Genomic DNA, 25,733 nt, shown 5'->3' on the forward strand with positions numbered 1-25,733 from the left:
CCGCCCTTGCTTCTCGCCGGGTGAGCGAGCCTGCGGGCGGCGTGCTGAGCGAGCCTGCGGGCGGCGTGCTGAGCGAGCCTGCGGGCGGCGTGCTGAGCGAGGAGCGCAGCGACGAGTCGAAGTATCGAAACCCGGCCCGCCTCGCGTTGATCGACCGGACCCAAATTGACCTTTCCCTGCCCAGCTATGGTCAATTTGGGTCCGTTCGATGCGCCCGCGACGGCGCTTCCGCTCCGACGCGGCACGCGCGGGATCCCCCGGTTCGCGGTGCGTCGAAGTTGTGGCTAAGATGGAGGGGTTGCCTCGGTGCGAGGCTCGCTCTGGCGGGTCGAGTTCGAGAAACAACGGGCTGTGGCGCAGCTTGGTAGCGCACTTGACTGGGGGTCAAGGGGTCGCAGGTTCAAATCCTGTCAGCCCGACCATGAAGTAGTCAAAAACCCCGGAAAATCAACGATTTTCCGGGGTTTTTCGTTGCCCAAATCTGGCCGAATTGAACCTCTGTGCCCGCTAGTGTGCCCGCAGACCTCGCCACGAAAGGCCGAACACGCCCGGGATTCTGCGCTCCTTTCGTGGATCCCACCTGACGCTGCTTCGCTACAGAAGACGCTTACTGACGCTTATTGCCACCCTGCGCTTGCTGGTCTCGCGAGTGTCTCAAGAACGCTTTGTTCCCAGGTTCAACTGCTGATGTGGCGATGGTCTGATCCAGGCCTCAGCTTCTGCGAGGAAAATGAGATCCTGCACTCGACCCACACTTAGAGGATTCAACCATCGCCAGTAGCGTGTACGCGGTCTGCGACATCCTTGGGCACCTCGACGCGCTGGAGCGAGCGCTCGAGGTCGTCGACCTGGACGGCGACCCCGGAGCCCAGCTCGTGTTGCTCGGCGACTACGTCGACCGAGGGCCTAGCTCGCGGCAAGTGCTCGAGCGAGTCTGTTCCCTGCAGCAGGAGCACAGTGAGCGGGTCGTCGCGCTGCTGGGCAATCACGACTGCTGGATGCTGGACTGGCTCGACGCGGAGGACTGAGGACTACGACTGGCTGCACTCGGACATCGGCTTCGTCACGGTGCACTCGTTCGTGACGGAGCAGTTCGTCGATACGATCCCCACGAGCGCGACTAGCGCTCAGATCAACGCGATGATCAGGCGCGAGCTCCTGGCCCGTCACGGCGCGCTGATCTTCTGGCTGCGCGGCCTGCCGCTGCTGCATGAGGAGGATCACGCGATCTACGTGCATGCCGGCGTTGACGAGGAGGCCGGCCAGCTCTGGCGCGTCGCGACCCCGGAGCACGTGCTCACCGAGAAGTACCCGGCGAGCACTGGGCCGTTCGTGAAGACGATCGTCGCTGGCCACGTCCGGACCTCGGAGCTGCACGCCGACGGCTCGCACGAGGTCTTCCATGATGGAGCGTCGCACTACTACATCGATGCCGCCGTCGAGGAGACTGGGCGGCTGAACGTGCTGAAGTACGACGTCGAGAGCCGCGAGTTCAGCTGGCGGATGACGCCGGCGGCGTCTCCGCCTTCCGAAGCCCGGTGATGGTCAGTCGTCGAGGCCGAACTCGTCGGTCACCTGCTCGATGGTGAACTTCTGGCGCAGCTTCGCCGCGGTGTTCTGATTCGCGAACATCCCGTTCTTCCAGACTGCCTGCTCGCGCGGCACAGTCTTGGTCCACTCGACGGGCACGACCCACTCCGCGCTGTCGTCTTCATCGTCGCCCTCGTGGCGGTAGGTGCCGACAAGCGGGAGGCTCTGCAGCGGGGTCTCGACGCCGTCGACGTCGACGAACGCCTCGTCGAAGCGGCGGGCCTCGCTGATCACAGTCCCGACGCCGACGTAGCCAGCTTTGGGGATATGCACGAAGACGCGCGCGCCGATCGGCAGGTTCTTCAGGGTCCGGGAGAACCATGCCCCGCCGCCGCCCGACACGAAGCCGTACTTCCGCCCGTCCGCCCATTGTCGGGTGCCGCTGTCCTCCCCGAACGCGACGTACCAGTCGCTGCCGTTCCATGCCTCGCGGGTCTTCGTCTGGCGGGCGGTCGCAGCGCCGGGAGCCTGCTGACCCTCGTTCTCGACCAGCCAGGTGCGGGCGAGGTATTTCGCACCATTGTCTTCGAAGTGGCGGAAGAAGACGACGTTGATCGGCACCGCGAAGCTCTCGTTGAGGAACCGCACGATGCGCTCGGTGGCCGCGTCGACGCTCGCGGCGACGATGGTGAACGTCTGCGTGCTGTTGACCTCCTCGGGGAGGGTCTCGTTGAAGCACTCCGCGAAGGCTTCCTCGAGCGCGACGCCGGGCTTGTACGCCTCAAAGATGGCTTGGATCTGCGTGCGGCCGAGCCCCGCGACCCAGGAGCCGTAGTCCAGGGCTTGGGCCGTGACGTCGCGTGGAGTCTTGTCGCGCTTGAGCTCGATGACGTGTACCGCGGCGGTCTCGTCGAGCGCGAGCAGGTCGATGAACCCGCCGAAAGCTGTGGGGACCTGGCGGCCGATGATCAGGAGCGTCTCGCCGAGCATCGACGGGTCGGACTCGATGTACGTCTCGAGGTGGGACTCGAGGCCGATCGAGGTCGGGACGATGCGGCTGAGTCGGCCGCCGTCTGCGCGCCATAGGCCCATTTCAACTGCCATTGCTGTTCATCCTCCACCACCGCGAGGCGTCCGGTCGCCTGGCAATGAGCCTATCGAGAAGTGCTCTGCGGCCGAGCGAGTCGGCTGTACTTCCAATGCCGGGCTGCGATCTAATTATTAGCAGGCATAGTCAATTCATAGCTTGCCTGGCGCGCCGCGCTCAGGTGTCGCCGTTCGACAACGAAGAAGCCTTGCGCACAACTCAATTGAACCGAGTGATTCGAGTTGAAACAGCTCACCGGATCCGGCGCGCAATTGCGCCGGGCATCATCAAGATCGAGAACACGGCGGAGGTCGACCTCGGACGCGTCATAGCTCGTGGTCGGCTTCAGCTGTCGGTCGTGCCCGATGAGGCCGTCATGGCGAGCAGACGATGCCCACCACTCCCGCGACAGCGGCGAAGACGCCGCTCATGAGTGTCCCCAGCTTCCGCGCGCTACCTCGCCAGGGTTCGGATCGGAACGACCAGCCTAACGTCCTCGGACCTCGCAGCCGCTCCTAATTGGTGAGGCGGTGGACGCCTGACCCGACTAAACTGCCCCCTCGCCAACGAGGTGCTGATCTGGGACACTCCCGGTTGTGGCCTCCCAATCGCACACCGACCACGGCCCATAGACTGGACGACGTGCTCGGCGCATGCCGGGCCACTGTTCTGCAAGGGGACCAACGATGTAGCGCCCCGGCGGCTGCAGTTGCGCGCGTTAACGGGAGGTGCATGGGATGGCCGAGAGCACGACGGAGAACCTGTTCCGGGAGTTTTACGGACCGTCGACCTTCATCGAGAAGCGTGACATTCCGAAGAAGTTCGGCTTCCAGTCGAAGCGTGATGGATCGACCGTCGACGGCTTCCCCGACTTCTTTAAGGACATGGGGTCCTGGTTGATCGTGGTCGAGGCCAAGTCTGGTGACCTGGGGCCGAAGACCGACCACCTCGCAGCCGAGGCCGACATCCGCGGCTACATGATGACCAACGCGGTGCCACACGTCGACATCATCGGTATCGCCGTGTCTGGTCAGACGCTCGAGTCGCTCCACGTCAGCTACTTCTTCCGGAAGGGCGGCACGGAGGAGATCGAGGAGCTCGACGACCCGCGAAGCCTCGTGAGCATCGACGCCCTGACGAAGCACTACGAGGCTGCGGCCCATGGTGACCCGCTTTCGGATGCCGAGTTGCGCCGGTTCCTCGTGCAGCTCAACGAGCGTTTCCATAAGGACTCCCGCGTGCGCGACACCGAGCGGTCGTTGTTCTTTTCGGCGCTGATGATCGCTCTCGATGACCAGCCGTTCCGCAACGTCTACACGTCGATCAGCGAGCCGGAGGACCCGCGTTTCGTCGAAGCGCGCTACCTCAACGATCAGATCGTCGACGCCGTCAACCGTCAGCTCGACAAGAAGATCAACGCCAAGTCGAAGGATATTGATTGGAAGAGCCGTTTCAACTTCATCACGAACGTCGACATCCCGCTGGATGAGTACAAGGCGATCATCGGCGACATCGACGAACGTGTGCACCAGCCGTCGAAGCGCACCACGAAGCGCGACATCCTGGGCCGCGCGTACAAGATCTTCCTTTCCCGTGCCGGGAAGATGGACAACAAGAACATCATCCTGACGCCCGATCACATCAAGACGTTCATGGTCGATCTGGCGCGCCTCGGTCGCGATGACGTCGTGCTCGACACCTGCATGGGTTCGGGCGGCTTTCTGATGGACGCGATGGAGCAGCTCGTAGACAAGGCCCATGGAGACGAAGAGCGTATCGAGCACATCCGTGAGCATCAGCTCATCGGCATCGAGATCGATGCTGTGCTGTTCGCACTGGCCTGCTCGAACATGTTCCTTCACGGCGACGGCCGTTCGAACCTGATCTACCGTGACTCGCTCGTGACCAGAGGGAAGAGCTTCACCGTCGTCACTGCCGACAAGAACTTTCGCGACTACATCAAGGGCCTGAAACCGACCAAGTGCGTCATTAATCCGCCGTACGAGAACGACAACCCGGTCAATTTCACGATGTCGGCGATCGAGTACCTCGAAGAGGGTGGCCAGCTCGTCATCATCATGCCGGTGAACACACTCTCGAAAGACACGAAGACCGCAAATGCGATCCTGGAGCGGGCGCAGCTGGACTTCGTGATTGACATGCCCCAGCAGCTCTTCTTCGAGCAGGGGCGCGCGGTGAGGACTTCGATCTTCGGCTTCACCAAGACGAGCAACGGTCACGAGCCGGACGCCATGGTCACTTTCATCGACATGGAGGACGACGGTCACGAGGTCCGGGCCGGCCGTGGCAGGAAAGACACTGGGCGATGGGGCGAGATCTCACGGCGGGCGAAGACGGCAATCCGCGACGGTGTCGAGAGCCGCGAAGCCCGGTCCTGGCGCACCCCGATCTTCGACGCTGCAGGAAACCTTGATCCTCGTGGCGTTCGCCGTAACCCCTGGCCCCAGGCCCAGACGCATGACCTCAACACGGCTGTCGCCGACTGGCAAGAGGCCCGTGCGCTGCGGGACGAGGCGCTGGAGCGCATGACGCAGGCGCTCGGCGAGGCAGGCATCGGCGGATTTGATGTCTGATTGGCCGCTCGTCTCTCTCAGCAGTCTCCTCGCGCAGCACGAACCCGAACAGGTCGTTCCCGGCCCGGATGATGTCGTGCGCTTCGCCGGCGTTCGCTGGTATGGGGCTGGGCTTTTCGTCCGCGAGGAACGCAAAGGTGTCGAAGTCAAGGGCAAGTGCTACGCGCTGAAACCTGGGACCCTCGTCTACAATCGCCTCTTCGCGTGGAAGCAGTCATTCGCCGCGGTCGGTAGTGACTTCGACGGGGTCGTCGTGTCCAACGAGTTCCCCCAGTTCGTCGTCGATTCAGAGTTGGCGACACCGGAGTACCTCGCGCTCTATTGCTCCTCTCCGATGTTCGGAGAGGAAGCGTTCGCGCTGTCCACTGGGGCGACCGCCGTGAGTCGGAACCGGCTCAAAGAGGAAGACTTCATGAGGATGCGGGTCTCGCGCCCGCCAGTGCCCGTCCAACGTCGCATCGTCGAGGTCATGACCGCGGTGGATGAGTACATCAACACGTTAGAGGCCGAAGAGTCCGCCCTCGTTGTGCTGCTTGCGGCGATGCGTCAGTCCATGCTTTCGGAGTCTCCGCGGGTTCCACTGGCTTCTGTCTGCGAGATCAAGTCTAAGCTGGTCGATCCCCGGGACGAAGACTACGCCGACCTCATTCACATTGGCGTCGATTCCATCGAGAAGGGCACGGGTCGCATCGTCGGTGCGCGCACTGCTCGCGAAGACGCCATGATCAGTGGCAAGTACCTCGTAGGCGAGGACGACGTCGTGTACGCGAAGATTCGCCCGGCGCTTCGAAAGGCCGCGTTCCCGGGCTACGTCGCGCTGTGCAGTGCCGATGCCTACCCGCTCTCGCCCCTCAACGGTACCCCGCCTGAGCTCCTACGCGAGGCCCTGCTAGAGGACGGATTCACGGCTCAGACGACTGCATTGTCCACGCGACTGAAGATGCCCAAGGTGAACCGCAAGGAGCTGTTCTCGACAACCGTTGCGATGCCGCCCAGTGACGAGGACCGCCTAAACGTTGTCAAGAGACTTGGTGCCGTCCGTGCTCAACTCGAAGCTTCATCCGCAGAACTCGCCCGCGTTCGAACCGCGAGGGCAGCACTGCTCGGTGCGCTCCTGACGCGCAATATCGAGGTCTCGCTCTGCGAGGGCGATGAATACCGTGCAGACGCGACAGAAACGCGCATCTGACGCCTCTGCACACTGGTCAACGCCGACTTCCAGCGCGCCGTTCCTGATGAGATCGGCCAGCTGGGGGACCTGATCTGCTCGAAAGGAGGCGTCGGGGAGGCCAGGTCGAGCGCGATCATCGCGCACCGCCCACGGCTTCGCCGGGAACGGGCACCCCGGTGGCGACCTCGCGCGCGACTGCTCCTGGCAGGCCGAATGCCCGCAGCGCCGCGAGCGTGAGCCACACGAGGCTGGCCACGAGCAGCGCAAGCTCGGTGTGCTCAGGTCCCTGGGACACGGTTCTGAGCATCGGCCCCGGGCGCTCATGCGACACCGCCCACGGCCGCGTCTTCTACGTGCACGACGTGATCCGCTTTGTAGAGCACGCTTAGAACACCTGCCCAAGGGCCTTCACTCTTCTGAGGAGACCATGCGGCCCGCGTCGTAGACGACATGGTCTGCCTGGCGCAGCAGCGCGACGTCGATGATCGTCATCGCCGGGAGCGGCACGACGCCCGTCTGGATGGTTTCAAGTCGCTTGTAGGGCGTCATCCAGACGAAGCAGTCCGCACCGGATTGCAGGATAGCGTCCACGAAGACGGAATCGTTGAGCCACACGTGCGGCCTGCCTTCGCCCGGCTGCCCGAACGCGCCCAGGCCTTCGAAGTACGAGGTGGACTCGTCGAAGACGATGAAGCCCAGGTCGTGCCCCGGGCGTTCTGCGCGGTAGGTCTCCGCGTTCCGAGCATGCTGGTCCACAGTGGCTGTGAAGTGCCGGACGTACGCCCGGTAGTTGTGGTCCCGCCCTGCAGGGAGGCCGCTGTCGGCCAGGGCTAGGACTCTGACGTCGGGTGGCACGTCGAGACCCGCGGCTTCGATCTCTCGGAGCAGCGAGGCCTCTCGGGCCCGGGTCTTGTCCTTCTTGCCCGAGCCCGCGTGGTCGTCGACCTGCATGGCCTCCAGCAGGAGCGACGCTCCGTTGTCCTCGAAGTCCGGCCGCTCGCGCTTCTCGAAGCCTCCGTCGCGGAGGGCCGAGAGGAACCGATGAGCCAGAGGGCTCTCCTCGGGATAGAAGCACACCTCCGCGTCGTCGATGTCGGCGGCGTGGTCGACGATGTCCTGCTCGTCCTTGTATGCGCGCTTCATGTGTCTTCCGCCGGAGCTGCGTCCTTCGCCAAGGATGCCGCTAGGCCGCGCTGTCCGGAGATTCTCGTGTGAGCGAGTCGAGCACTACCCTGCGGTCGTAGAGGCAAATGGCTCGGCGCAAGAGCGCCATGTTGTTCTGAGATGTCGTCTCTGGACTCTCGTATAGCTCGACCAGAGCCTCACGGAGATCGGCTGCGCTGTAGTCGTCCGGATCGAGCAGAACCAGGCACTCGAGCTTGAAGTACATCGGGTAGTCAGAGTCGAGCACCTCGCGCGGGGTCTTCAGGACACCGCTCACCTCGCGGTCAAAGCGAGCCTTGTTCTGAGCGGACGCCGACACCCGACGCTCGGCCAGTTTGCGAACTACATCAGGGAGCTCCGCGAAATCGATGCTCCTGTCCGGTGCGATGCGCCCCAGCTCGTGCAAGTACTTGTGAACGGGCAGATATGAGGTATGTCCCGGGCGGATGCCATCGGGGATGCCCGAGGTCAAGAGGTTTCCAGCATCAAACCCCCTCTTTCGAATGCCAAGTACATCGCGCTCCACGTCCTCCCTACGCAAGGAGCGACCGATGGTCGAGAGGTTCTGTAAGTCCTTCTCCGAGAACGCACCGACTCCGAAGACCACGCGGTATTCGTCCGCCTCGTCGGCATCGATCGGGATCGCACGCACAACCTCGCGGTTCTGCGAAGGTTCCGGGTGGGTGACGAGGTCGAAGACGTGCTTGCGCAGTTCTCGCAGGATGGCTGCGGGGAAGGGGCGTTCCAGGTGCGAGAGGACTTCCCATAGCCACTTGAAGCTGTGGGTCTCGATCCGCGTGATTGGAAACCGGAACCCGCCGCGCTCGATGCTGGTCTGCTCGACCACGGTCTGGAAGCCGGTGTCCTCGTTCCATTCGACGAAGTAGATCCGTCGGCCGAGCTCGCCGAGACGGTCCGGGCCGACGGCAGTTGCAATATTGTCCAGGATCTCGTTCAGGTACTCGTCGCTGAGGCTGTACCCGACGAAGATCACCGGGTGCTCGGCGAAAATGGTCAGGAGCTTTGCCGCGAGGTAGTGGTTTCGGTTTGAGAACCGTTCGTAGTCGCCCTTGGTGAGGATCAGCGACAACGGCTGCGTCGCTGCGCCATGGATCTTGTACGTCTCCGCGATAAACTGCGCATCGCTCATCATCAGCTCGTCCTGGCCGACATAGGCCTGGAAATTCGAAAAGAGCTGATCGGTCAGCGAGTCGTAGTTGGTGGTGATCACGCCATCGACCACGGCCGTGCGAAGATGAACGATCTCCTCCGCGAGCGCCACATCATCGACTCCGGGCACTCCATCGACAAGCGCGTCATTCGCGCGGATGTAGGCGGCGATCGCGACTTTCAGTCCGCCCTCGTCGTCTCTGACGATCTCTGCGTTCTCCTCGCGCTGCAACGTATAAGCCGGATCCTTCCACCAATGCTCGTGGAAGGCGCGTGCGATACTCGTCGCCGCTGAAGGAAGATCGCCGTTGGCTGACGCGAGATGGTAATTGAAATCCACGCCCGCTTCTGAAGCGAAGTGCCGCAGTAGCCCGACCCAGTCCGGAAGACCGAGGTATCTGCGTGATATGCCACTGCCCATGAACAGGTACGGCAACGCGCCGTGAGATACGAGCGATTCTCGTAGCCCCGCTGACGCCGTGTCCTCGATCGTCTGGCGGTCGTCGGTGAGGCCTGAAGTCATGCCTCAAAATTGTAGATGAGCCCTCTGGCAATCGAACGCTGCACGAGCGCTGACGCCGCCTTCCGGACGGCGGTGATGTATCTCGACTCGGTCATCGGCACCGTCCTGCTCAGCGCCGGACCCCCTCGAGAGTGGTCTGATGGTTCGGCGCTCAGGCCATCGCTGTGCGCTGGGCGTGCTCGCTGCAGCAGGGGGTCGCCCCGTGATTGTGGCGCTCTGTCCCTGCATTAGCCGGCGCGGCCGAGGGATGATTGCAGAGCACAGCGCGGCAAGAACGATGGCCACCCTCATGGGCTCAGATCGATCGAGGTATGCCTGCAAGGGCTCACGGACGCTGTGCCCGCAGAAGTGCCCGTTAAGTCTGGGATGGGACCGGAAACGCCGGGAACTGGCAGGATCCGCGATCGCCCGCGATCCTTACTCTCGTATGGCATCTACGGGTATTGGGTGTGTGTGACGTAGATCACGTCGATGGCTCAAGCGGTCGCAGGTTCAAATCCTGTCAGCCCGACCGAAAGCCCTGGCGAGAACGAGTTCTCGCCAGGGCTTTCGGTCGTTGCCTGGGACCGATCCGCGCTTCACGCGCGAGCCAACACATTCAGCACCCGCACCAACCCAACCTCGGTCTGTGGCGCGAACCGGAACCCGCCCTCACTGGCGACGATCCCGCCGGCCGCGATCTGCGCGTCCCACCAGTCCTCCACGAAGCCGGGCGCCCATCCGCCGGTGGTGAAGCCGTAGGGCTGGCCCGTGTACGAAGACGGAATCATCATCGCGTAGCAGGGATGCTCGTAGCTGCGATTCGCCGGGTCCTCGTACAGGAAGTCCTCCCGTGAGCGAGCCGTCGTCAGGGCCGAGTACAGCAGAAACATGGTCGCGTACATGAGATGCGAGTCCGCGTCCGCGTGCAGGGCGAAGAAGTCCTTCTCGCGCACGATCCGCCTGCCGATCGCGCGGATGCTCGCCTCGCCATCATCGAGCACCGGGTCGAGCGCCGCCAGGCCGCGCAGCACGATGGGGGAGAAGGATCCCTCCTCGACCGTCTCGAACTCCTCGGCGAGCGCCTCTTCGGGATCCTCCGCGAAGACCTCTTCCGGCACCAAACCGCGAATGAACGTCGCGAAGTCCGGCGCGAGGAACGAAACGCGATAGTCGTCCTCCTGATCCACGATCACGACCGCAGGCTCGCCCTGCGGGCCGCACTCCCGATAGTCGAGCATGAACTCGCTGTGCCCCGCGGTCGGAGTGTCGGCGAAGCACACGCCGATCTCGGGATACCCCCACTCGGACTGCATGAACGGCGACCCGAGATCACCGAGCAGCGACCACGTCGCGGTACGACCGATCGCGTACAGCCCGGTCACGGCCACGTGATCCTCCGCCCAGACGTGCACGCCCTCCGTGGGGAAGCAGTTGCGGCGGAGCGTTCCGCCGTTCCGCGTGCGGCACAGCTCCACGTACGCGGCGGGCAGCCGGTACCCGAGCTCCGCCTCGACCTCGGCGACGAGCTCGTCGCTCGGCGCGGGCTCCGTATACTTCTCGCGCCCGTACGCGGAATCGTCGAACAGATCGGCAAGTTCGCCCGCGCTGAAGATCGTCATGCCCGGCAGTCTGCCACGGCCGAGCGAGCAGGCGCGGCCCCGCTAGAAGCGGGCCGCATCCCGCACGCCGTCGGCGTCCCGCCCGCCGTCGGCATCCCGCACACCGGTGTCCTCCGTCGCGGCCCAGGCCGCGAGGAGCTGGAGGCGTTCGGCGGTGGGCGAGTGCGGCTCGGCGACGTACGCCGAGAGCCGGAGGCCGGGTGCGGATTCGAGCGCGAGCTCCTCGAACCCGAGAGTGAGCTCGCCGACGCCGTGGTGGCGCAGCACCTTCGCCCCGCTGCGGTGGATCCCGACGTCGTGCGCCGCCCAGCGGGCGCTGAACTCGGGGCTGCGAGTGCTGAGCTCGCCGATGAGCCGGGTCAGTTCGGCATCGTGGGGCGTGGCGCCGGCCTGGGTGCGCAGGATCCGCACGCTGGTCGCGGCCGCGTCGTCCAGGTCCGCGTAGAAGTCCTCGGCGCCGGGGTCCAGGAAGATGAAGGCCGCGATGTTGGGCGGCGACGCGGCCGAACGCCGCGTCGGGCTGGTGCGCACCACGTCGAACAGCGCTCGACCGAGGGCGTTCGCCGCGACGAGGTCGAGCCTCCGGTTGATCGCGATCACCGGCATCGCGGCCATCGAATCGATGAGCAGCTGGACCTGCTGCGACACGGGTGCGGACGCTCGGCGCTGTCGCGGGGCGCGGCTCGGGCGCCGGGCGGTGCGCGCCAGATCGTAGAGATACGCCCGCTCGTCCTCGTCGAACTGCAGCGCCCGGGCGATGGCGTCGAGGATCTCATCGGAGACGCCGCTGAGGTCGCCCTTCTCGATGCGGGTGTAGTAGTCGACGGAGACTCCCGACAGGATCGCGACCTCCTCCCGGCGCAGCCCGGGGACGCGACGCACGCCGCTGCCGCGGGGGAGCCCCGCGAGGTCGGGGGTGATCTTCGCACGGCGGGTCGCCAGGAAGTCCCGTACGCGCTCGTCCTTCAGTGCCATGCCTCAACGGTAGAGGCGTTCCGCCGCACGAGCCAGGTTCTGGGAGAACCCGGCACGGGCCCGTTCGAAGGGGGTTCCAACGGAACCTTCTTCGTCGGGGTGAGCCGTTCGACGATGGTGCTGCACCCGGCAGCAGGGCCCGCAGGAAGCGGGCCGGATCGCACCTTCGCGACTGCCGCCGCGACCGAGGAGAATCATGACCGAGCGCATCGAGATCCAGACCCGCAACGGCACCGGCACCACCCTGGCGGCCGTGGTCCACTTCCCGCCGGTGTTCGACGCCACCCGCAGCTTCCCGGCGATCGTCGTCTCCCACCCGGGCGGCGGCGTCAAGGAGCAGACCGCCGGACTGTACGCGGGCAAGCTGGCCGAGGCCGGCTTCATCACCGTCGCCTACGACGCATCGTTCCAGGGCGAGAGCACGGGCGAGCCGCGCCAGCTGGAGAACCCTTACATCCGCACCGAGGACGTCAGCGCGGTGGTCGACTACCTGACCACCCTCGACTCCGTCGACAGTAGCCGCATCGGCGCCATGGGCATCTGCGCGGGCGCCGGCTACACCGCGAATGCGGCGATCAACGATCCCCGGATCCAGGCGATCGGCGGCGTCAGCCTCGTGAACATCGGCCAGATGTTCCGCAACGGCTGGACGAACGACGTTCGGGACGCGGACGCCGCCCCGCTGCTGCAGATGGGTGCGGACGCTCGCACGAGCGATGCCGCGGGCGGCGACAACCCGTTCCCGCTGGCTCCGATGCGCGAGGAGGATGCCCCGAACGAGGAGCTCCGCCAGGCGTGGGAGTACTACCACACGCCGCGCTGCGAGCACCCGAACGCCCCCGGCTTCATGACCACGCGCAGCCTGTCGCAGATCGCCTCCTACGACGCGTTCCACAAGGCCGAGGCGTTCCTCACCCAGCCGCTGCTGCTCATCGCGGGCAGCGAGGCCGGATCCAAGTGGATGAGTGACGATCTGTTCGAGCGCGCGGCGAGCACCGACAAGTCCTTCCACATCGTCGAGGGCGCGAACCACATGGACCTCTACGACGGCGAGCGCGAGGTGGCCGAAGCGGTCGCCGAGCTGGTCCCGTTCTTCGCCGACAAGCTCTAGACTCCACACACCGCACCATCGAGAGGAACACGAACATGGCTTCCTGGACCGCGGACGAACTCGCCCGCATCAACGCCGAGACCTACTTCACCGTCGGGGCGACGCTGTCCGACGGCACCACTCCCAAGACCGTGGACATCTGGTCGGTGCCGGTCGGGGACCGGATCTTCATCCGCTCCTACAACGGGACCGCTGGCAAGTGGTACGGCCCGGCGCTGGCGAGCGGGCGCGGACGGATCAGCGCCGGCGGCGTCGAGAAGACCGTGCGCTTCGTGGCCGTACCGACCGACGACGAAGCGACGAACCAGGCCGTCGACGCCTCGTTCCGGACGAAGTACGCCGGGAGCCCCTACGCGATCACGATGTCGGAGGCCCCGGTACGCACCAACACGCTCGAGGTGATCCCCGAGGACTGAACCGCCGAACCTCAGACGAACCCCGGTCCCGGAGCGCCGCGAGCGCTCCGGGACCGGCCGGAGAAAGGGCCCGCCCATGACTTCGCTCTCGCCTTCGCGCCTCATCCCGATGCGTCCCCGCGACCCCGGGGAGGACGGGCGCGCCGCCTCCACACTGGAGCTGTTCTTCGACCTCGTCTTCGTCGTGGCGGTGAGCATCGCGTCGGTGCAGCTGCACCACGCACTCACCGCGGGGCACGTGGTGGACGGCATCGTCGACTACGCGATCGTGTTCTTCGGGATCTGGTGGGCCTGGATGAACTTCACCTGGTTCGCCACGTCGTTCGCCACGGACGACTGGCTTTATCGGGTGCTGACCATCGTGCAGATGGGCGGCGTGCTCGTGCTCGCCGCCGGGATCGGGCCCGCGTTCGAATCGCACGACTTCTCGGTGCTGATCTACGCCTATGTCGTGATGCGCCTGGCGCTCGTCGCGCAGTGGTTGCGCGCGTCGCGCTCGGCCGGGGCCGCGCGCAGCGCGACCCTGATCTACGCGGGAGGGATCGCCCTCGTGCAGGCGCTCTGGCTGGGGTCGCTGCTGCTGCCGGCCTCGGCGTTCCCGTATGCGCTCGTCGTGCTGATCGCGGCGGAGCTCGCGGTGCCGATCATCGCCGAACGCACGGGCGCGACGCCCTGGCATCCGCACCACATCACGGAGCGCTACGGGCTTTTCACCCTGATCGTGCTGGGCGAGAGCCTGCTCGGCTCGGCGAACGCGATCATCGAGGCGCTCAAGGATTCGGAGGAGCTCGGCCCGCTGATCTCCATCGCGGTTCTCGTGCTGATCGCGACCGCCGCCCTGTGGTGGATCTACTTCTGGCCCCCGCACCACCACGCGATCAGCAGCTTCTCGCGGTCGCTGGCCTACGGGTACGGCCACTACTTCATCTTCGCGGCCGCGGGCGCGTTCTCGGCGGGCGTCGAGGTCGAGATCGACGTCCTGACCGGGCACAGCGAGCTCCGGCAGCCCTGGGCCTCTTTCGCGTTCACGGTGCCGCTCGCCGTCTTCATCATCGGTATCTGGCTGCTCGCGATCCGGCCGCAGGCGGACCGCGTGGTCAACACCGTCGTGCCGATCGCAGGGATCCTGGTGCTCATCGATCCGCTCATCCCGGTTCCGTTCGCGCTCACCACGGTGATCCTCGTGCTCACGGTCGTGGTGCTCGTCTGGCGGCGGCCGGTCGACGCCGCGCCGGGGGAGGGGGAGCAGGAACGGGAGCGGACACCGGGGAGCTCCACTGCGTAGAGTCGAACCGACGCCCCGCCGAACCCCGAGGAGGACGCCCGTGGCCAAGCGCAAGACCCTGCCGAAGGACTTCGACGAGCAGCTGCGCTCGTCCCCGCTCGACGATGTGAAGGCCGTCTTCGACAAGACCCTGCTCGATGCGCGCGGCGGCTACGGCAAGCACACCGCGATCGGCTTCGTCGACTGCCCCGACGGGCTGATCCTCTGGCTCGCGGAGCAGGGCCTCGACGTCGACGCGGCCGACACCTACGACCGTTCGCCGCTGTGGGAGCGGGCCTCGCTCGGGCGCGACGCGCAGATCCCGCTGCTGCTGTCGCTCGGTGCCGACCTCGAACGACCCGACCGCTACGGCGATACGCCGCTGCACGCGGCCGCGGGGAATCAGCGCGCGGCGACGGTCCGGATGCTGCTCGCGCACGGTGCGGATCCGCGCCGCCTCAACGAGAACGACGAGGATCCGCTGCTCAACGGGCTCCACCGCACGCAGAACATCGGGATCCCGGCGATGGCCGAGATAGCGCGCCTGCTGCTCGACGCTGGAGCGGAAGCGAACGACGAGGCTCGCGCGCAGGTCACGCGAATCGGTACGGGGTTCGAGTTCCATCGCGCGGGGTTCAACCGCGACTTCCTCGCCGAGACCGACGCCGGGCTCACCGCGCTGTACGAGCTCCTCGGTGTCGAACCGGTGCCGCGGCGCGCGATGCACGACGGTGTCTCGCCGATCACCGTCCCTGCGGGGGCCTGGCAGGATCAGCACCAGGCGATGTGGGAACTGCTGGTGCCGTCGAGCGGGCCCGCGCAGACCGCGCAGGGCGAAGCGGTTCGGATCACGGGGAGGATCGCCCGCGAGATCCTCGACAACGGCAGCCCGAACTGGGATCGGCAATTCAAGCGGATGCTCGCCGCCGTGCCCGAGCACCTCGCCACGGGGATCCCGCTCGAGGCGAGCGAAGCCGAGGAGGCACGTCGTCTCGCGCACGCGCTCCGCGGCGGGAACGACGACGGCGAACGGGTGGATCGGCTGACCGAACTGGCGGTGTCGTGGGTGGCGCGGAACCCGGAGCCGATCCCGCTCGGCGTGGTCGGGTACGACCGGTGATCACCACGGGGCAGATCGCCGCTCGCTCCGAGAGGGATCGGCTGCCGCTCCTCACGCTCGAGGAGTTCTTCGACGGCAACGGGCGGGAGGACTCCTTCGCCCCGAACCGCTGGGGCTTCGGCAGGCCGCCGCTCGCCGAGATCGCCGAGCGCCTGCGTCAGCTGCGGGCCGATGTCGACGTCGCCTGGGTCCGCGTCGAACTGCATGCCGATACCGAGGTCGACGAGCCGGACGGCGCGGTCCTCGGCGAATCCATCGTCATCGGAACCACGGCACCCGCCGCCGAGCTGGAGGCGCGCCTCGACGTGGACTGGCTGCGCAGCGACGGCATCGTCGAATCCGATGATTCGTCGCTGGAAGACTTCTGCGAGGTGCCCGCCGTCGAGGGACACGAACGCATCGTGTTCCTGGTCTCGGACTGACGCCGCCCGCGCTGAGGACTCCCGATCACGGTCTCGATCACGGCCCCGCAGCCCGCCGCGCTCGCCTACGCTGAACGCATGCAGTCCCCGCACCCATACTCCGTCGGCGGCGACGCCGGTTCCCCGGCGCACATCGATCAGTACGCGCTCGACGCGTTCCGGTTCCCGGACGGCGGCGGGTTCCCCGATTCGTACCGGGAGTTCGTGCGGAGCTTCGGTTGGGCGCGGACGTTCGGCCTCTGGCTGATCTACCCGCCCGTGCTGCCCGGATACGCGGACGGTCGCGGGCGGGCCGAGAATCTCACCGCACGATTCCGAGCCGGCTACCGCGACGGCCGAGCCGAGGGCTTCGACTGGATGGTCGAACCGGACGGCGACTGGGCGCTCACCGAGACGCTCGAAGTGTTCGGCTGGAGCGAGAACGGCGATGCGTTGCTCTGGGACGTCTCGACGAGGGACGACCGTGGCGAGTTCCCGGTCTGGGAATCCCGCGGCTGCAACGCGCTCGCGCTGCTGGGGCCGGATCTCGACGTGGCACTGGCGCAGCTCCGGGAGCGCCCCGAGGTGCAGCCCGGTGCCGGTGCCGGTGCGCGCGTCGACATCGAGCGGCTCGCGCCCTCGCGCATCTGAAGCGCGGCACCGCTCCGGGCCCGTCGCCGGCGTCGCAGTGCCCCTGAGTGATCCGCGGCGCACCGGCACCGGCACCGGCACCGGCACCGGCCACGAGTTTCCTGGCAGCGAGCTGGATACTCCAGTACGCTTCGCCTATGCGACGCATCATCGGGGCCGCCGCGGCACTCCTTCTCGTTCTGACCGGATTGGTCATGACCCCCTCGGTGGCCACGGCGGACGAGCCGGTCACCGCGACCACCACGAAGCTCACGGTGAGCCCCGGAGTCTCGATACCGGGAGACACCGTGGAGTTCACGGTCGACGTCACCGCGGGCGACGGGACACGCCCGCCGGGGTACTACTCCATCAGCATTCCCGGTTGGGGATCGACCGGCGGACGTGTCAGCGACGGAGCCGCGGTGGTCCAGTACGTGGCAGGACCCAACTGGCCGGAGATCGCACCGGGCACCTACACGGCGACCGCGCGGTTCACCCCGGACAACACGTACGCCGAATCGACCTCGAACCCGGTCACTTTCACCGTCGCGCCCGAGCGGGTCGCGACGCACACCGCGGTGAGCCTGTCGCAGAACCCCGTCGACCCGGGACAGAGCACTCTGGTGACGGCCACGGTCGGCAGCACCGTTCCGGGCCGGGTCGCAACGGGGGTCGTGTCGTTCTCGGTGAACGGCCAGCACCTCGCCGACGTCTCGCTGTTCGGCGGCACGGCCTCGACCCCGTTCGTGCCGTGGGCCGCGGGGAACTTCGTGATCACCGCGTCCTACGCCGGTGAGCGGACCATGGCGCCCTCATTGTCCACCGCGATACTCACGGCGGTGGCGCCGCAGCCCGTGTCGACGTTCACGACCATCTCGGGGTCGCCGGACTCCGCCATGCAGGGCGACCCGGTCGAGCTCACGGCGAACGTCTCGGCGGTGCTTCCCGCCCTCGCTCGGAGCTCGGATCCGATGCCCACCGGAACGGTCGAGTTCCTGGAGGGAACCACCTCCCTCGGGACCGCGACGCTGGACGACGGGACCGCATCGTTGACCCTCTCGGACCTCGCTCCGGGCACGCACCGGATCACCGCGCAGTACTCGGGCGCGGACGGCTTCGAAGCTTCGGAATCGGAGGATCCGTTCACCGTGACGATCACCGCGCATCCGTCCGCGATCTCGAGCCGCACGACCGTCTCGGCGTCGCCCGAGCGAGTGGAGGCCGGATCCGAGGTCGCACTCGTGGCGGACGTCTCGCCCCTGCCGGTCGAGCGCCCGGCTCCTGCCTCCGCACGCGCGGCGGACGCGTCGGCGCCGACCGGATCGGTGGAGTTCTTCGCCGACGGCGCCTCCGTCGGCACGGCGCCGCTGAGCGACGGCACCGCCACCCTCAAGACATCTTCGCTCGCGATCGGCGCGCATCGGATCACCGCCGCCTACCGCGGGGACGACGTGTTCGCCGCCTCGGAGAGCGACCAGGCCGCCACCGTCACGGTGGTCGCGAAGCCGAGCATGAAGCCCACGCCCACGCCGAGCGCGACCACGGCCCCGAGCAAGACCCCGGGAGGCGCGAAGCTGGCCACCACGGGCGCCGATCCGACCGGACCGCTCGTTCTCGGCGGGGTGTTCCTCGTGGCGGGAGCCGTGCTGACGCTGATCCATGTCCGGCGGCGAACGGCAGTCGCCGCCCGATCGACTGCGCAGTAGCCGACGCCGCGACGGAACGACGCAGCCCCGGTCGGGATCCAAGATCCCGACCGGGGCTGCGGTATTTCGGCGGCCGGAACGGCCGGAGAACCGGGAGCCTGGATCCTACTCCGGCAGCTCGTCCACGGTCACGTCGATCTCGACGCTGCGGCCCGTGGCCTTGTTGAAGATGAAGATGGCGGTGCCGACGACGAGCCAGATGAGGCCCGCGATCTGCGCCTCCGCGCCCGCGTTGATCAGCACGTAGGTGATGATCACGAAGCCGACCGCGGGCAGCAGCGCGTGCGAGATCCACTTCTTCGACTGCTTGCGGCGCAGGTAGAACCACATGACGGTGAGGTGCAGCAGCGCGAAGGAGGTGAGCGCGCCGAAGTTGACCATCGAGCTCATGGTGCCGATCTTGCCGGCGAAGAACAGCACGAGGATCGCCGACAGCACGCCGACGGTGAGGATCGCGTAACTGGGCACCTTGCGCGAGTTGATGTGGCCCAGGTACTTCGGGAGCTGGCGGTCGCGGGCCATCGAGTAGAGCAGGCGGCTCGTGGCGGCCTGCGCGGCCATCGAGTTCGCGATGCCGACGGCGAGCACGTTCACGACGAAGAACGCGTTCACGATCCCGGTGCCGGCGACCGCGCGGATCTGGTCGAAGAAGAAGTTGCCGACCGCGTCGTCGGGCACGGGCTTGAAGTCTCCGGCGAGCATCGATGCGAGCCAGGTCTGGCCGATGAACAGGCAGGCCACCACGAGGAGGCTGATCACCATCGCCTTGCCCGGTGCCTTCGAATCGCCCGTCGATTCCTCTGCCATGGTCGAGATGCCGTCGAATCCGAGGAAGCTCAGCACGGCGATCGAGAGGGCCGCCGCGAGCAGTGCGGGGGTCACGTACTCGGAGTTCCAGATCGGCTTCGTCGACCACTCGGCCTGGGGCAGCTGGCCGCCGTTCAGCCCGATGATCGCGATCACGACGAACGCGACGATGAAGGCGAGCTCCATGACCAAGAAGATGCGGTTCATCCACTTGAGCGAGGTGACGCCCGTGAGGTTCACGACGACGTTGACCGCGACGAAGATGATGCCCCACATCCAGCGCTCGGTGCCGGGGAAGATGCCGACCATCGACTCGGCGGCGATCACGTAGAGCAGCGTCGGCACGAGCAGGTAGTCGAGCAGCATGAGCCAGCCGGCGAAGAAGCCGAGGTTCGGGTGGATCCCGCGCCCCACGTAGCTGAACACGCCGCCGGCGAGGGGGAACGCCTTCGCCATCTGCGCGTAGCTCAGCGCGGTGAAGATCATCGCGATGAGGCCGATCGTGTAGACCAGCGGCACCATGCCCATGGACGCGTTGTAGACCGATCCGAAGATCGCCCACGGCGCGATCGGCACCATGAAGATGAGGCCGTAGACCACGAGGTCGGCGGTCGACATCGACCGCTTCAGCTCCTGCTTGTAGCCGAACCGCGCGAGGTCGGCTTCGTTGCGGGCGCTCTGCGCGCTCGGGGTGCTCGGGGCGTGCTGGTTCATGCGCTGACCTCCGTGGTCGCGGTCTCAGTGCCGGCGAGGCGGTCGGCCTCGGCGAGGAACTCGGTGACGATCGCCCGGAACTCCTCGGGCTTCTCGAGGTGGGAGCAGTGGCTGGCGCCCGCGATCACGACGGATCGGGCCCCGGGGATGTGCTCGACGAAAGGCTGCCAGGTGATGGGCTGGGCCTCGTCGAACTCACCCGCGAGCACGAGCGTCGGCACTTCGATCCGCGGCAGGCGATCGATGATCGTCCAGTCGCGCATGGTGCCGATCACGTGGAACTCGTTCGGGCCGTTCATGGTGTGGTAGACCGTGGGATCGGCATTGACGTTCGCGACGGAGTCCAGGTAGTCCTGCGGAGTCGGATCCAGGCGCACCACGTGGCGGCGGTCGTACTCGTGCGACGCGGCGAGGTACTCGGGGTCGTCGTAGCTGCCGTCGGCCTCGTGCCGTTCGAGCGCCTCGCGCACTTCGTCGGGCAGCTCATCGCGCAGCGCTGCGGCGGCCTGCGACCACAGGTCCATCGCGGCGGGGGAGTTGCAGATCTGCAGAGATGCGACGTTCGCGGGCCGGAGCACGGCGATCTCGGCGCCGAGCATACCGCCCCACGACTGGCCGAGCACGTGCGCACGCTCGATGCCGAGCGCGGCGAGCACGGTGTGGAACTCCTCGACGAAGAGCTCGGGGGTCCAGAAGTCCGTGGGAGCGTCGGGCTCGTGCGTCGAGCGCCCGCAGCCGTACTGGTCGTAGTGCACGACGGTGCGGCCGGTGGCGTCGGCGAGCTCGGCGAGCGAGCGCAGGTAGTCGTGGGAGAACCCGGGTCCGCCGTGCAGCACGACGAGGGGGAGCGCCCCCTCGCGCGGGGCGTCGGGGCGGGTGATGCGCACCCAGGTGTGGCCGGATCTGAAGGGAACCCGGGTTTCGTCGACGGTCGACACGAATCTTCTCCTCGCTGAGCCATTTCGTGATGGGGGACAAAAGGCATAGTAGGGAGACCTTTTAGAAAAAGAAAGCCCACGCGCCCTAGGCTGAAGGATCAGGAACCCCGGGATTCGAAGGAGGCGGGTCGATGAGCGAAGCGTTCGAGCCGCGCACCCGCGCCGACGAACTGCGGGATCGCCTGCTGACGGCAGTGCTGATCGGCGAGTACCTGCCGGGATCCCGGCTGCCGAGCGAGCGCGAGCTCGCCGAGTCGCTCGACGTGGCGCGCGAGACCATGCGGCAGGCGCTGCGCATGGTCACCGAGGCCGGCCTGCTCGAGGTGCGTCGCGGACGGGGCGGCGGCTACTTCGTCACCGCCGCCCGCATCGACGAACGCAGCGCCGCCGCGCAGTTGCTGCACCGGCGCCTCGCCGAGATCGAGGACGCGATCGACGCGGGCAGCCGAATCCAGGGGGCGATCTGCGAGGCCGCGGCCGAGCGGCGCACCGCGGACGACGTGCGGATCCTCGAGGCGCGCCTCGCCGATTTCGTCGCCGCCGCCTCGGGACGCGAGAAGCAGGCAGCGGATTCGCGCCTGCACCTCGCCATCTCGGACGCCGCGCACATCCCGGCGCTCGCCGACGCCATGCTGTTCCTCGACCGCCGCGTGAGCCTCTCGGCGCCCCAGCATCCCTGGGGCGCGATCGAAGACCAGGCCGCGATGGAGGCGCGGGCGACGCGGGACCACACCGAGCTCGTGCGGCTGATCGTCGCGGGTGAGATCGCGGCTGCCGGAGCGGTCGCCCGGCAGCACGCGATGATCGACCGCGACCTCATCGAGCAGGCGCGGAAGCGCGCCGAGGCGACGGCGGTCGACCTCAGGGCGCGGTGATCCCGTAGGCCTCGGCGACCGCGACCGGCAGCTCCATGCGGGCGGTGGCCCACGGATCAACGACCTGGCTGATGCGGGCGTCGCCGACGAGTGAGAGCAGCATGAGCGCATCGGTCGCGTCCAGCTCGCTCCGCTCGACGAGCAGGTCGCGCATCATGCGGGTCGACTCGGTCACGGCGTCGCGCAGCTCGGGGGCGGAGGCGATCGCGATGAGGTGCTCGGGGGTCGCGAGGAACGGCAGGGGGAGCGGCCGGCCGGGGATCACGGTGATGCGCAGCTCGACGACGGCCGCGATCTCGAGCCCGCACACGGCGACCTCCCCGTCGGCCATGGCCGCGTGCACGTCGCCGACCGCGAGGTTCGCACCCGCGACGGCCACGGGCAGGTAGAGGGTGGTACCGGCGGCGATGCGGCGAGTGTCCATGTTGCCGCCGTGGCCCTTCGGGGTGCCGGTCGGCACGGACTCGTCGGCGGGGGCGGTTCCGATCACGCCGATCATGGGCGAGATCGGGATGCTGAGGCGGTCGCTGAAGCGGATCAGCCCGTCGCTCACGGGGATGCGGCGGGTGCGCTCCTCGACTGTGCCGGGGAGCACGCCGAAGTCGGGGTGCGTGGTCATGGTGCCGACGGAGTCGACCTCGATCGAGAGGATCTCGACCTTGAGCGTGTCGCCCGGCTGCGCGCCGCGCACCGCGATGGGGCCGGTCGCGGGGTTCACGTCGTCCCAGCCGACGGAGCTGAACAGCTGCGATTCGTCGGTGATGGTGTTCGAGAAGCAGTCCATCGTGGTGATGCGCACCTCGTCACCGGAGTCGATCGTGAGGACCGGCTCGTGCTCGGGGGCGAGCGACAGGACGGCGTTGTCTGCGGGAAGGACGTGCACGGTGGGCTCCGGTTTCACTCGGGAAGGCGCCGCGAGGCGCCCGAAGAGGTACAGCTACTAGACCTATGCAAGCACGCGGAGCGGTCGCGCACCACTCCCGGGTGCTGAATCAGGCGGGATCGGTCGCCGGCGCGGGGCTCGCGGTGCGTGCCAGCACCGCCGCCTCGGTGCGGGTCGCGACGCTCAGCTTGCGGAGGATCGCCGACACGTGGACGCTCGCCGTCTTCGCGCTGATGAACAGGCGCTCGCCGATCTGCCGGTTGCTGAGCCCCTCGGCGACGAGTTCGAGCACCTGGCGCTCGCGCGCGGTGAGGTCGGCGACGCCAACTCCGGTCGCGGACCCGACGAGGGCGGCGGCCGTGCCGGTACCCGAGCCCGGGGTCGTGCTCGCTCCCGTGCCCGCGTCGGATGCGCGGCGCAGGCCGGCGGCGTCGAGGAACTCAGCGGCCCTGCGCCGCAGGCGGTCGTGCCCGAGTCGTTCAGCGCGGGCGAGGGCTTCGGCACCGAGCTCGGCCGCCGCGGCTCGGTCCCCGGTGGCGGCGCGCGTCCGCGCGAGTTCGAGGCGCACGATGGGGGCGAACACCGCCGGGATCCCGTCGCCGTCCGCGAGGCGCACCGCCTCGGCGAGCATTGCGGCGTCGGCGTCGAGCACGGCGTCGATCACGGTGCCCCAGCCGGGAATCTGCAGTTCGACCGGGAGCGAACGCCAGGCGGCGCGGAGCGCTGCCGCGGTAGTGCCGGCGAGGTCGGTGTGGCCGTCGGCACGCAGGTCGGCGACGACCCGCGCACCTTCGAGGAGGATGCGGATCAGCTGCGCGGTGCGCGTGCCGTCATCGTCGAGCGTGCGCTGCAGCGCCTCCGCGGCGCGCAGAGGGTCGCCGTCGCCCAGCGCGATCAGGATCTCGACGCTGCGCAGCGAGTACCAGACCTGCCGTTCCACCTCGGCGGTCGCCTCCGCCCGCGGTCGCCACTCGGCCAGCAGCGCTTCGGCCTCGGCGATCCGTCCGCGCCAGACGAGGGTGCGGATGCGCGACATGGTCGAGTAAAGGCGGAAGATCTGCAGCGTGCGCACCTGCAGGTCGCGCGCCGTCGCGGCCTCGGCCCGATCGATCTCGCCGAGCTCGATCAGCGGCTCGACCATGTTGTGCGACAGCACGGAGCCGGTCGCGCGCTCGACGCCCAGGGTGCGCGAGTGGGCGACGCCGAGCTCGGCGACCTCGACGGCCTCGCGGAAGCGGCCGAGCAGGTTGAGCGTGTCGGCGTAGTTCACGCGGTGCCTCAGCTGACTGTCGTGGTCGATCGCGTGCTCCCACGACAGCCGGAAGTCGGCGAGCCCGGCCGTGACCTGACCCAGGTGCACCCGCGCGCAACCGCGCAGGTTCGCGGCGACCGACATCGCGTTCTCCGAACCGGCCGCCTCGGCGATGCGGAAGGCCTCGTCGGAGGTCGCGACGGCCTGCTCGAGCCGAGCGCCGGTGAGGTGGCGTCCACCGAGGAAATTGAGCAGGGTAGCGCGCAGCTGCGCCTCGCCGGGGTCGCGGTCGATGACCTCGAGTGCCTCCAGCAGCAGCGGCACGGTGCCGTGCCGCCCGAGATTCTGCAGGTAGAGCGCGCGATCGCGCAGCAGGCGCGCGTGCGCCGCGGGCTCCGCCGTCGCAGGATCGAGCTCGTCGAGGGCGAGCGTGACCACGGCGAGCGCGCGCTCGCCGTCCCCGCCGTTTCGCAGGATGGACCCGAGTCGGGCGAGGAACGAGATGCGTTCGGTGCCCGCGACGGCGCCCGCATCGGGCACCTGGTCCCAGAGTTCGAGGGCGAGCTCCCCGAAGCGGGCTGCGGTGGAGAACGCGTAGGCGTTCTTCGCCTGCTGCATGGCGCGCACGGAGGCGGCGAGGGCGCGCGGAGCGTCGCGCGCCTGATGCCAGTGATAGGCGAGAGCGGCCTCGGACCCGCCCGTGTGCTCGAGCAGCTCGGCATAGTTGCGGTGCAGGCGGGCGCGCTCGCCCGGGAGCAGATCGTCGTGCACCGCCTCGCGCAGCAGCGCGTGGCGGAAGCCGTACGCTTCGCCGTCGTGGATGGTGAGAATGCCGGCGGTCATCGTCTCGCGCAGCGCATCGTCGAGCCGTTCGTCGCCGCCCGCGAAGAGCTCGGCCAGTAGCTCGTGGGCGATGGGGCCCTCGGCTCCGGACGCCAGCTGCACGACACGCCGGGCGTCGTCGCCGAGACCGTCGAAGCGGGCGAGGAGCACGTCGCGCAGCGTGTCGGGCAGCGGCCCCTCGGGCTTGCAGAGCAGCTCCTCGATGAAGAACGGAACGCCCTCGCTGCGCTCGACCAGGCGCACGAGCTCGGCGTCGTCGACCGCCCCGCGCAGCCCGAAGATGAGATCGCGCACGGCGATCGCGTCGAGGCGGGCGAGCGGCAGGCGTTCGAGGAGCCGGGCGCGCTCGGCCTCCGCCAGGAAGGTGCGGATCGGCCCGCCCCGACGGACCTCGTCGACGCGGCAGGTGAGGAGGAACAGCACGGCCCGCCCGGCGAGCGCGCGGAGGAGGAACGACAGCATCGACAGCGTTGCGGCGTCGGCCCAGTGCAGGTCTTCGACGATCACCACGACGGGGCGGGTCGCCGCCGCGGCTTCGAGGAGGTTCGCGATGGTCTCGCCGAGCCCTTCGGGCCGGATCGAGGAGCGGTCGATCGGCCCGGCGGCGCGTTCGGGCAGCAGCAGCTGCAGGGCGTCGCGCCCCGGCCCCGCGGCCTCGTCCGCGGCGTCGCCGAGCGCGTCGAGGACGCCACGCAGGATCGCCGGGAGCGGGCCGTAGGGTGCCGGCGTCGAGCCGTAGTCGAGGCACCAACCGGTGAGGACGGTGGCTCGGCCCGCGACGGACCGCCGGAACTCGGACGTGAGCCGCGATTTGCCGATGCCGGCCTCGCCCCCGATGAGCTGCGACGCGGCCTCGCCCGCCTCTGCGCGGCGCAGTGCGTCGTCGAGGCACGCGAGCTCGGCGTCCCGGCCCACCATGGTGGAGGAGGCGGTGGCGAGTGACATGGTCTCATCCTGC

The 25,733-nt window shown here is 67.8% G+C and carries 22 protein-coding genes and 1 tRNA gene; 13 read left to right on the forward strand and 10 right to left on the reverse strand.

Features of this window, described 5'->3' with window-relative positions:
• Window positions 1–345 precede the first annotated feature (345 nt).
• From BMH31_RS03390 to BMH31_RS03400, 3 genes are all read left to right on the forward strand, one after another.
• Window positions 346–422 (forward strand) — tRNA-Pro (locus tag BMH31_RS03390).
• Between the two features lie 360 nt (window positions 423–782).
• On the forward strand, window positions 783–1,028 hold the full coding sequence (locus BMH31_RS03395; RefSeq protein WP_158234937.1) for a metallophosphoesterase: 246 nt from the start codon (window positions 783–785) through the stop codon (window positions 1,026–1,028).
• Between the two features lie 52 nt (window positions 1,029–1,080).
• Window positions 1,081–1,542 carry a hypothetical protein gene (locus BMH31_RS03400; RefSeq protein ID WP_143469785.1) on the forward strand — a complete coding sequence of 154 codons (462 nt, stop codon included), beginning with the start codon at window positions 1,081–1,083 and terminating at the stop codon, window positions 1,540–1,542.
• Window positions 1,543–1,545: 3 nt separating this feature from the next.
• On the opposite strand, the gene BMH31_RS03405 is transcribed toward BMH31_RS03400, so the two are convergent.
• On the reverse strand, window positions 1,546–2,634 hold the full coding sequence (locus BMH31_RS03405) for an endonuclease NucS domain-containing protein (protein WP_099724437.1): 1,089 nt from the start codon (window positions 2,632–2,634) through the stop codon (window positions 1,546–1,548).
• 720 nt (window positions 2,635–3,354) lie between these two features.
• Between BMH31_RS03405 and BMH31_RS03410 the strand changes: the two genes are divergently transcribed.
• Both BMH31_RS03410 and BMH31_RS03415 read left to right on the forward strand, forming a co-directional pair.
• Window positions 3,355–5,211, forward strand: coding sequence for an N-6 DNA methylase (locus BMH31_RS03410; RefSeq protein ID WP_099724436.1), 1,857 nt, complete (start codon window positions 3,355–3,357; stop codon window positions 5,209–5,211).
• On the forward strand, window positions 5,204–6,400 hold the full coding sequence (locus BMH31_RS03415; protein ID WP_099724435.1) for a restriction endonuclease subunit S: 1,197 nt from the start codon (window positions 5,204–5,206) through the stop codon (window positions 6,398–6,400). Before BMH31_RS03410 ends, BMH31_RS03415 begins: the two co-directional genes overlap by 8 nt.
• Window positions 6,401–6,515: 115 nt before the next feature.
• Here the strand turns inward: BMH31_RS03415 and BMH31_RS15455 are convergent, their stop codons facing one another.
• The 5 genes from BMH31_RS15455 to BMH31_RS03435 all read right to left on the reverse strand — a co-directional run bounded on the left by BMH31_RS15455 (window position 6,516) and on the right by BMH31_RS03435 (window position 11,815).
• Window positions 6,516–6,677, reverse strand: coding sequence for a hypothetical protein (locus BMH31_RS15455; protein ID WP_158234938.1), 162 nt, complete (start codon window positions 6,675–6,677; stop codon window positions 6,516–6,518).
• Window positions 6,678–6,790: 113 nt separating this feature from the next.
• Window positions 6,791–7,525 carry a hypothetical protein gene (locus BMH31_RS03420; RefSeq protein WP_099724434.1) on the reverse strand — a complete coding sequence of 245 codons (735 nt, stop codon included), beginning with the start codon at window positions 7,523–7,525 and terminating at the stop codon, window positions 6,791–6,793.
• Between the two features lie 40 nt (window positions 7,526–7,565).
• The gene (locus BMH31_RS03425) at window positions 7,566–9,239 is read right to left on the reverse strand and encodes an SIR2 family protein (RefSeq protein WP_099724433.1); all 1,674 of its coding nucleotides are present in this window, start codon (window positions 9,237–9,239) and stop codon (window positions 7,566–7,568) included.
• 578 nt (window positions 9,240–9,817) lie between these two features.
• The gene (locus BMH31_RS03430) at window positions 9,818–10,840 is read right to left on the reverse strand and encodes an SMI1/KNR4 family protein (protein ID WP_099724432.1); all 1,023 of its coding nucleotides are present in this window, start codon (window positions 10,838–10,840) and stop codon (window positions 9,818–9,820) included.
• Between the two features lie 42 nt (window positions 10,841–10,882).
• On the reverse strand, window positions 10,883–11,815 hold the full coding sequence (locus BMH31_RS03435) for a helix-turn-helix transcriptional regulator (RefSeq protein ID WP_099724431.1): 933 nt from the start codon (window positions 11,813–11,815) through the stop codon (window positions 10,883–10,885).
• A gap of 196 nt (window positions 11,816–12,011) precedes the next feature.
• On the opposite strand from BMH31_RS03435, the gene BMH31_RS03440 reads away from it, so the two are divergent.
• The 7 genes from BMH31_RS03440 to BMH31_RS03470 all read left to right on the forward strand — a co-directional run bounded on the left by BMH31_RS03440 (window position 12,012) and on the right by BMH31_RS03470 (window position 18,463).
• Window positions 12,012–12,926 carry an alpha/beta hydrolase gene (locus BMH31_RS03440; protein ID WP_099724430.1) on the forward strand — a complete coding sequence of 305 codons (915 nt, stop codon included), beginning with the start codon at window positions 12,012–12,014 and terminating at the stop codon, window positions 12,924–12,926.
• A 35-nt stretch (window positions 12,927–12,961) separates the two neighbouring features.
• On the forward strand, window positions 12,962–13,342 hold the full coding sequence (locus BMH31_RS03445) for a DUF2255 family protein (RefSeq protein WP_099724429.1): 381 nt from the start codon (window positions 12,962–12,964) through the stop codon (window positions 13,340–13,342).
• A 76-nt stretch (window positions 13,343–13,418) separates the two neighbouring features.
• Complete coding sequence (locus tag BMH31_RS03450; protein WP_199068189.1) at window positions 13,419–14,627, forward strand: low temperature requirement protein A; 1,209 nt, start codon at window positions 13,419–13,421, stop codon at window positions 14,625–14,627.
• 40 nt (window positions 14,628–14,667) lie between these two features.
• On the forward strand, window positions 14,668–15,726 hold the full coding sequence (locus BMH31_RS03455) for an ankyrin repeat domain-containing protein (protein ID WP_099724428.1): 1,059 nt from the start codon (window positions 14,668–14,670) through the stop codon (window positions 15,724–15,726).
• Window positions 15,723–16,148 (forward strand): hypothetical protein, encoded by a 426-nt coding sequence (locus tag BMH31_RS03460; protein WP_099724427.1) that lies wholly within the window; start codon window positions 15,723–15,725, stop codon window positions 16,146–16,148. Before BMH31_RS03455 ends, BMH31_RS03460 begins: the two co-directional genes overlap by 4 nt.
• 78 nt (window positions 16,149–16,226) lie before the next feature.
• Window positions 16,227–16,778, forward strand: coding sequence for a hypothetical protein (locus BMH31_RS03465; protein WP_199068188.1), 552 nt, complete (start codon window positions 16,227–16,229; stop codon window positions 16,776–16,778).
• 137 nt (window positions 16,779–16,915) lie between these two features.
• Complete coding sequence (locus BMH31_RS03470) at window positions 16,916–18,463, forward strand: Ig-like domain-containing protein (protein WP_099724426.1); 1,548 nt, start codon at window positions 16,916–16,918, stop codon at window positions 18,461–18,463.
• Between the two features lie 105 nt (window positions 18,464–18,568).
• On the opposite strand, the gene BMH31_RS03475 is transcribed toward BMH31_RS03470, so the two are convergent.
• Both BMH31_RS03475 and BMH31_RS03480 read right to left on the reverse strand, forming a co-directional pair.
• Window positions 18,569–19,984 carry an APC family permease gene (locus BMH31_RS03475; RefSeq protein ID WP_099724425.1) on the reverse strand — a complete coding sequence of 472 codons (1,416 nt, stop codon included), beginning with the start codon at window positions 19,982–19,984 and terminating at the stop codon, window positions 18,569–18,571.
• On the reverse strand, window positions 19,981–20,922 hold the full coding sequence (locus tag BMH31_RS03480) for a proline iminopeptidase-family hydrolase (protein ID WP_099724424.1): 942 nt from the start codon (window positions 20,920–20,922) through the stop codon (window positions 19,981–19,983). Before BMH31_RS03480 ends, BMH31_RS03475 begins: the two co-directional genes overlap by 4 nt.
• 131 nt (window positions 20,923–21,053) lie before the next feature.
• On the opposite strand from BMH31_RS03480, the gene BMH31_RS03485 reads away from it, so the two are divergent.
• On the forward strand, window positions 21,054–21,797 hold the full coding sequence (locus BMH31_RS03485) for a GntR family transcriptional regulator (protein ID WP_099724423.1): 744 nt from the start codon (window positions 21,054–21,056) through the stop codon (window positions 21,795–21,797).
• Here the strand turns inward: BMH31_RS03485 and BMH31_RS03490 are convergent.
• Together BMH31_RS03490 and BMH31_RS03495 are read right to left on the reverse strand one after the other, a co-directional pair.
• The gene (locus BMH31_RS03490) at window positions 21,784–22,680 is read right to left on the reverse strand and encodes an acetamidase/formamidase family protein (RefSeq protein ID WP_158234939.1); all 897 of its coding nucleotides are present in this window, start codon (window positions 22,678–22,680) and stop codon (window positions 21,784–21,786) included. The genes BMH31_RS03485 and BMH31_RS03490 overlap by 14 nt on opposite strands.
• Window positions 22,681–22,789: 109 nt before the next feature.
• Window positions 22,790–25,720: a LuxR family transcriptional regulator gene (locus BMH31_RS03495; protein WP_099724421.1), complete on the reverse strand. Its 2,931-nt coding sequence runs from the start codon at window positions 25,718–25,720 to the stop codon at window positions 22,790–22,792.
• Window positions 25,721–25,733 lie beyond the last annotated feature (13 nt).

The sequence above is a fragment of the Leucobacter sp. OLIS6 genome, assembly GCF_002752355.1.
Classification (GTDB): Bacteria; Actinomycetota; Actinomycetes; order Actinomycetales; family Microbacteriaceae; genus Leucobacter.

What these genes read in the sequence shown, in the direction of transcription:
- BMH31_RS03495 (WP_099724421.1), bottom strand. Translation starts at nt 25,720, where the DNA reads ATGTCACTCGCCACCGCCTCCTCCACCATGGTGGGCCGGGACGCCGAG.
- BMH31_RS03465 (WP_199068188.1), top strand. Translation starts at nt 16,227, where the DNA reads ATGCAGTCCCCGCACCCATACTCCGTCGGCGGCGACGCCGGTTCCCCG.
- BMH31_RS03425 (WP_099724433.1), bottom strand. Translation starts at nt 9,239, where the DNA reads ATGACTTCAGGCCTCACCGACGACCGCCAGACGATCGAGGACACGGCG.
- BMH31_RS03420 (WP_099724434.1), bottom strand. Translation starts at nt 7,525, where the DNA reads ATGAAGCGCGCATACAAGGACGAGCAGGACATCGTCGACCACGCCGCC.
- BMH31_RS03450 (WP_199068189.1), top strand. Translation starts at nt 13,419, where the DNA reads ATGACTTCGCTCTCGCCTTCGCGCCTCATCCCGATGCGTCCCCGCGAC.
- BMH31_RS03435 (WP_099724431.1), bottom strand. Translation starts at nt 11,815, where the DNA reads ATGGCACTGAAGGACGAGCGCGTACGGGACTTCCTGGCGACCCGCCGT.
- BMH31_RS03440 (WP_099724430.1), top strand. Translation starts at nt 12,012, where the DNA reads ATGACCGAGCGCATCGAGATCCAGACCCGCAACGGCACCGGCACCACC.
- BMH31_RS03430 (WP_099724432.1), bottom strand. Translation starts at nt 10,840, where the DNA reads ATGACGATCTTCAGCGCGGGCGAACTTGCCGATCTGTTCGACGATTCC.
- BMH31_RS03470 (WP_099724426.1), top strand. Translation starts at nt 16,916, where the DNA reads ATGCGACGCATCATCGGGGCCGCCGCGGCACTCCTTCTCGTTCTGACC.
- BMH31_RS03405 (WP_099724437.1), bottom strand. Translation starts at nt 2,634, where the DNA reads ATGGCAGTTGAAATGGGCCTATGGCGCGCAGACGGCGGCCGACTCAGC.
- BMH31_RS03445 (WP_099724429.1), top strand. Translation starts at nt 12,962, where the DNA reads ATGGCTTCCTGGACCGCGGACGAACTCGCCCGCATCAACGCCGAGACC.
- BMH31_RS03485 (WP_099724423.1), top strand. Translation starts at nt 21,054, where the DNA reads ATGAGCGAAGCGTTCGAGCCGCGCACCCGCGCCGACGAACTGCGGGAT.
- BMH31_RS03415 (WP_099724435.1), top strand. Translation starts at nt 5,204, where the DNA reads ATGTCTGATTGGCCGCTCGTCTCTCTCAGCAGTCTCCTCGCGCAGCAC.
- BMH31_RS03410 (WP_099724436.1), top strand. Translation starts at nt 3,355, where the DNA reads ATGGCCGAGAGCACGACGGAGAACCTGTTCCGGGAGTTTTACGGACCG.
- BMH31_RS03475 (WP_099724425.1), bottom strand. Translation starts at nt 19,984, where the DNA reads ATGAACCAGCACGCCCCGAGCACCCCGAGCGCGCAGAGCGCCCGCAAC.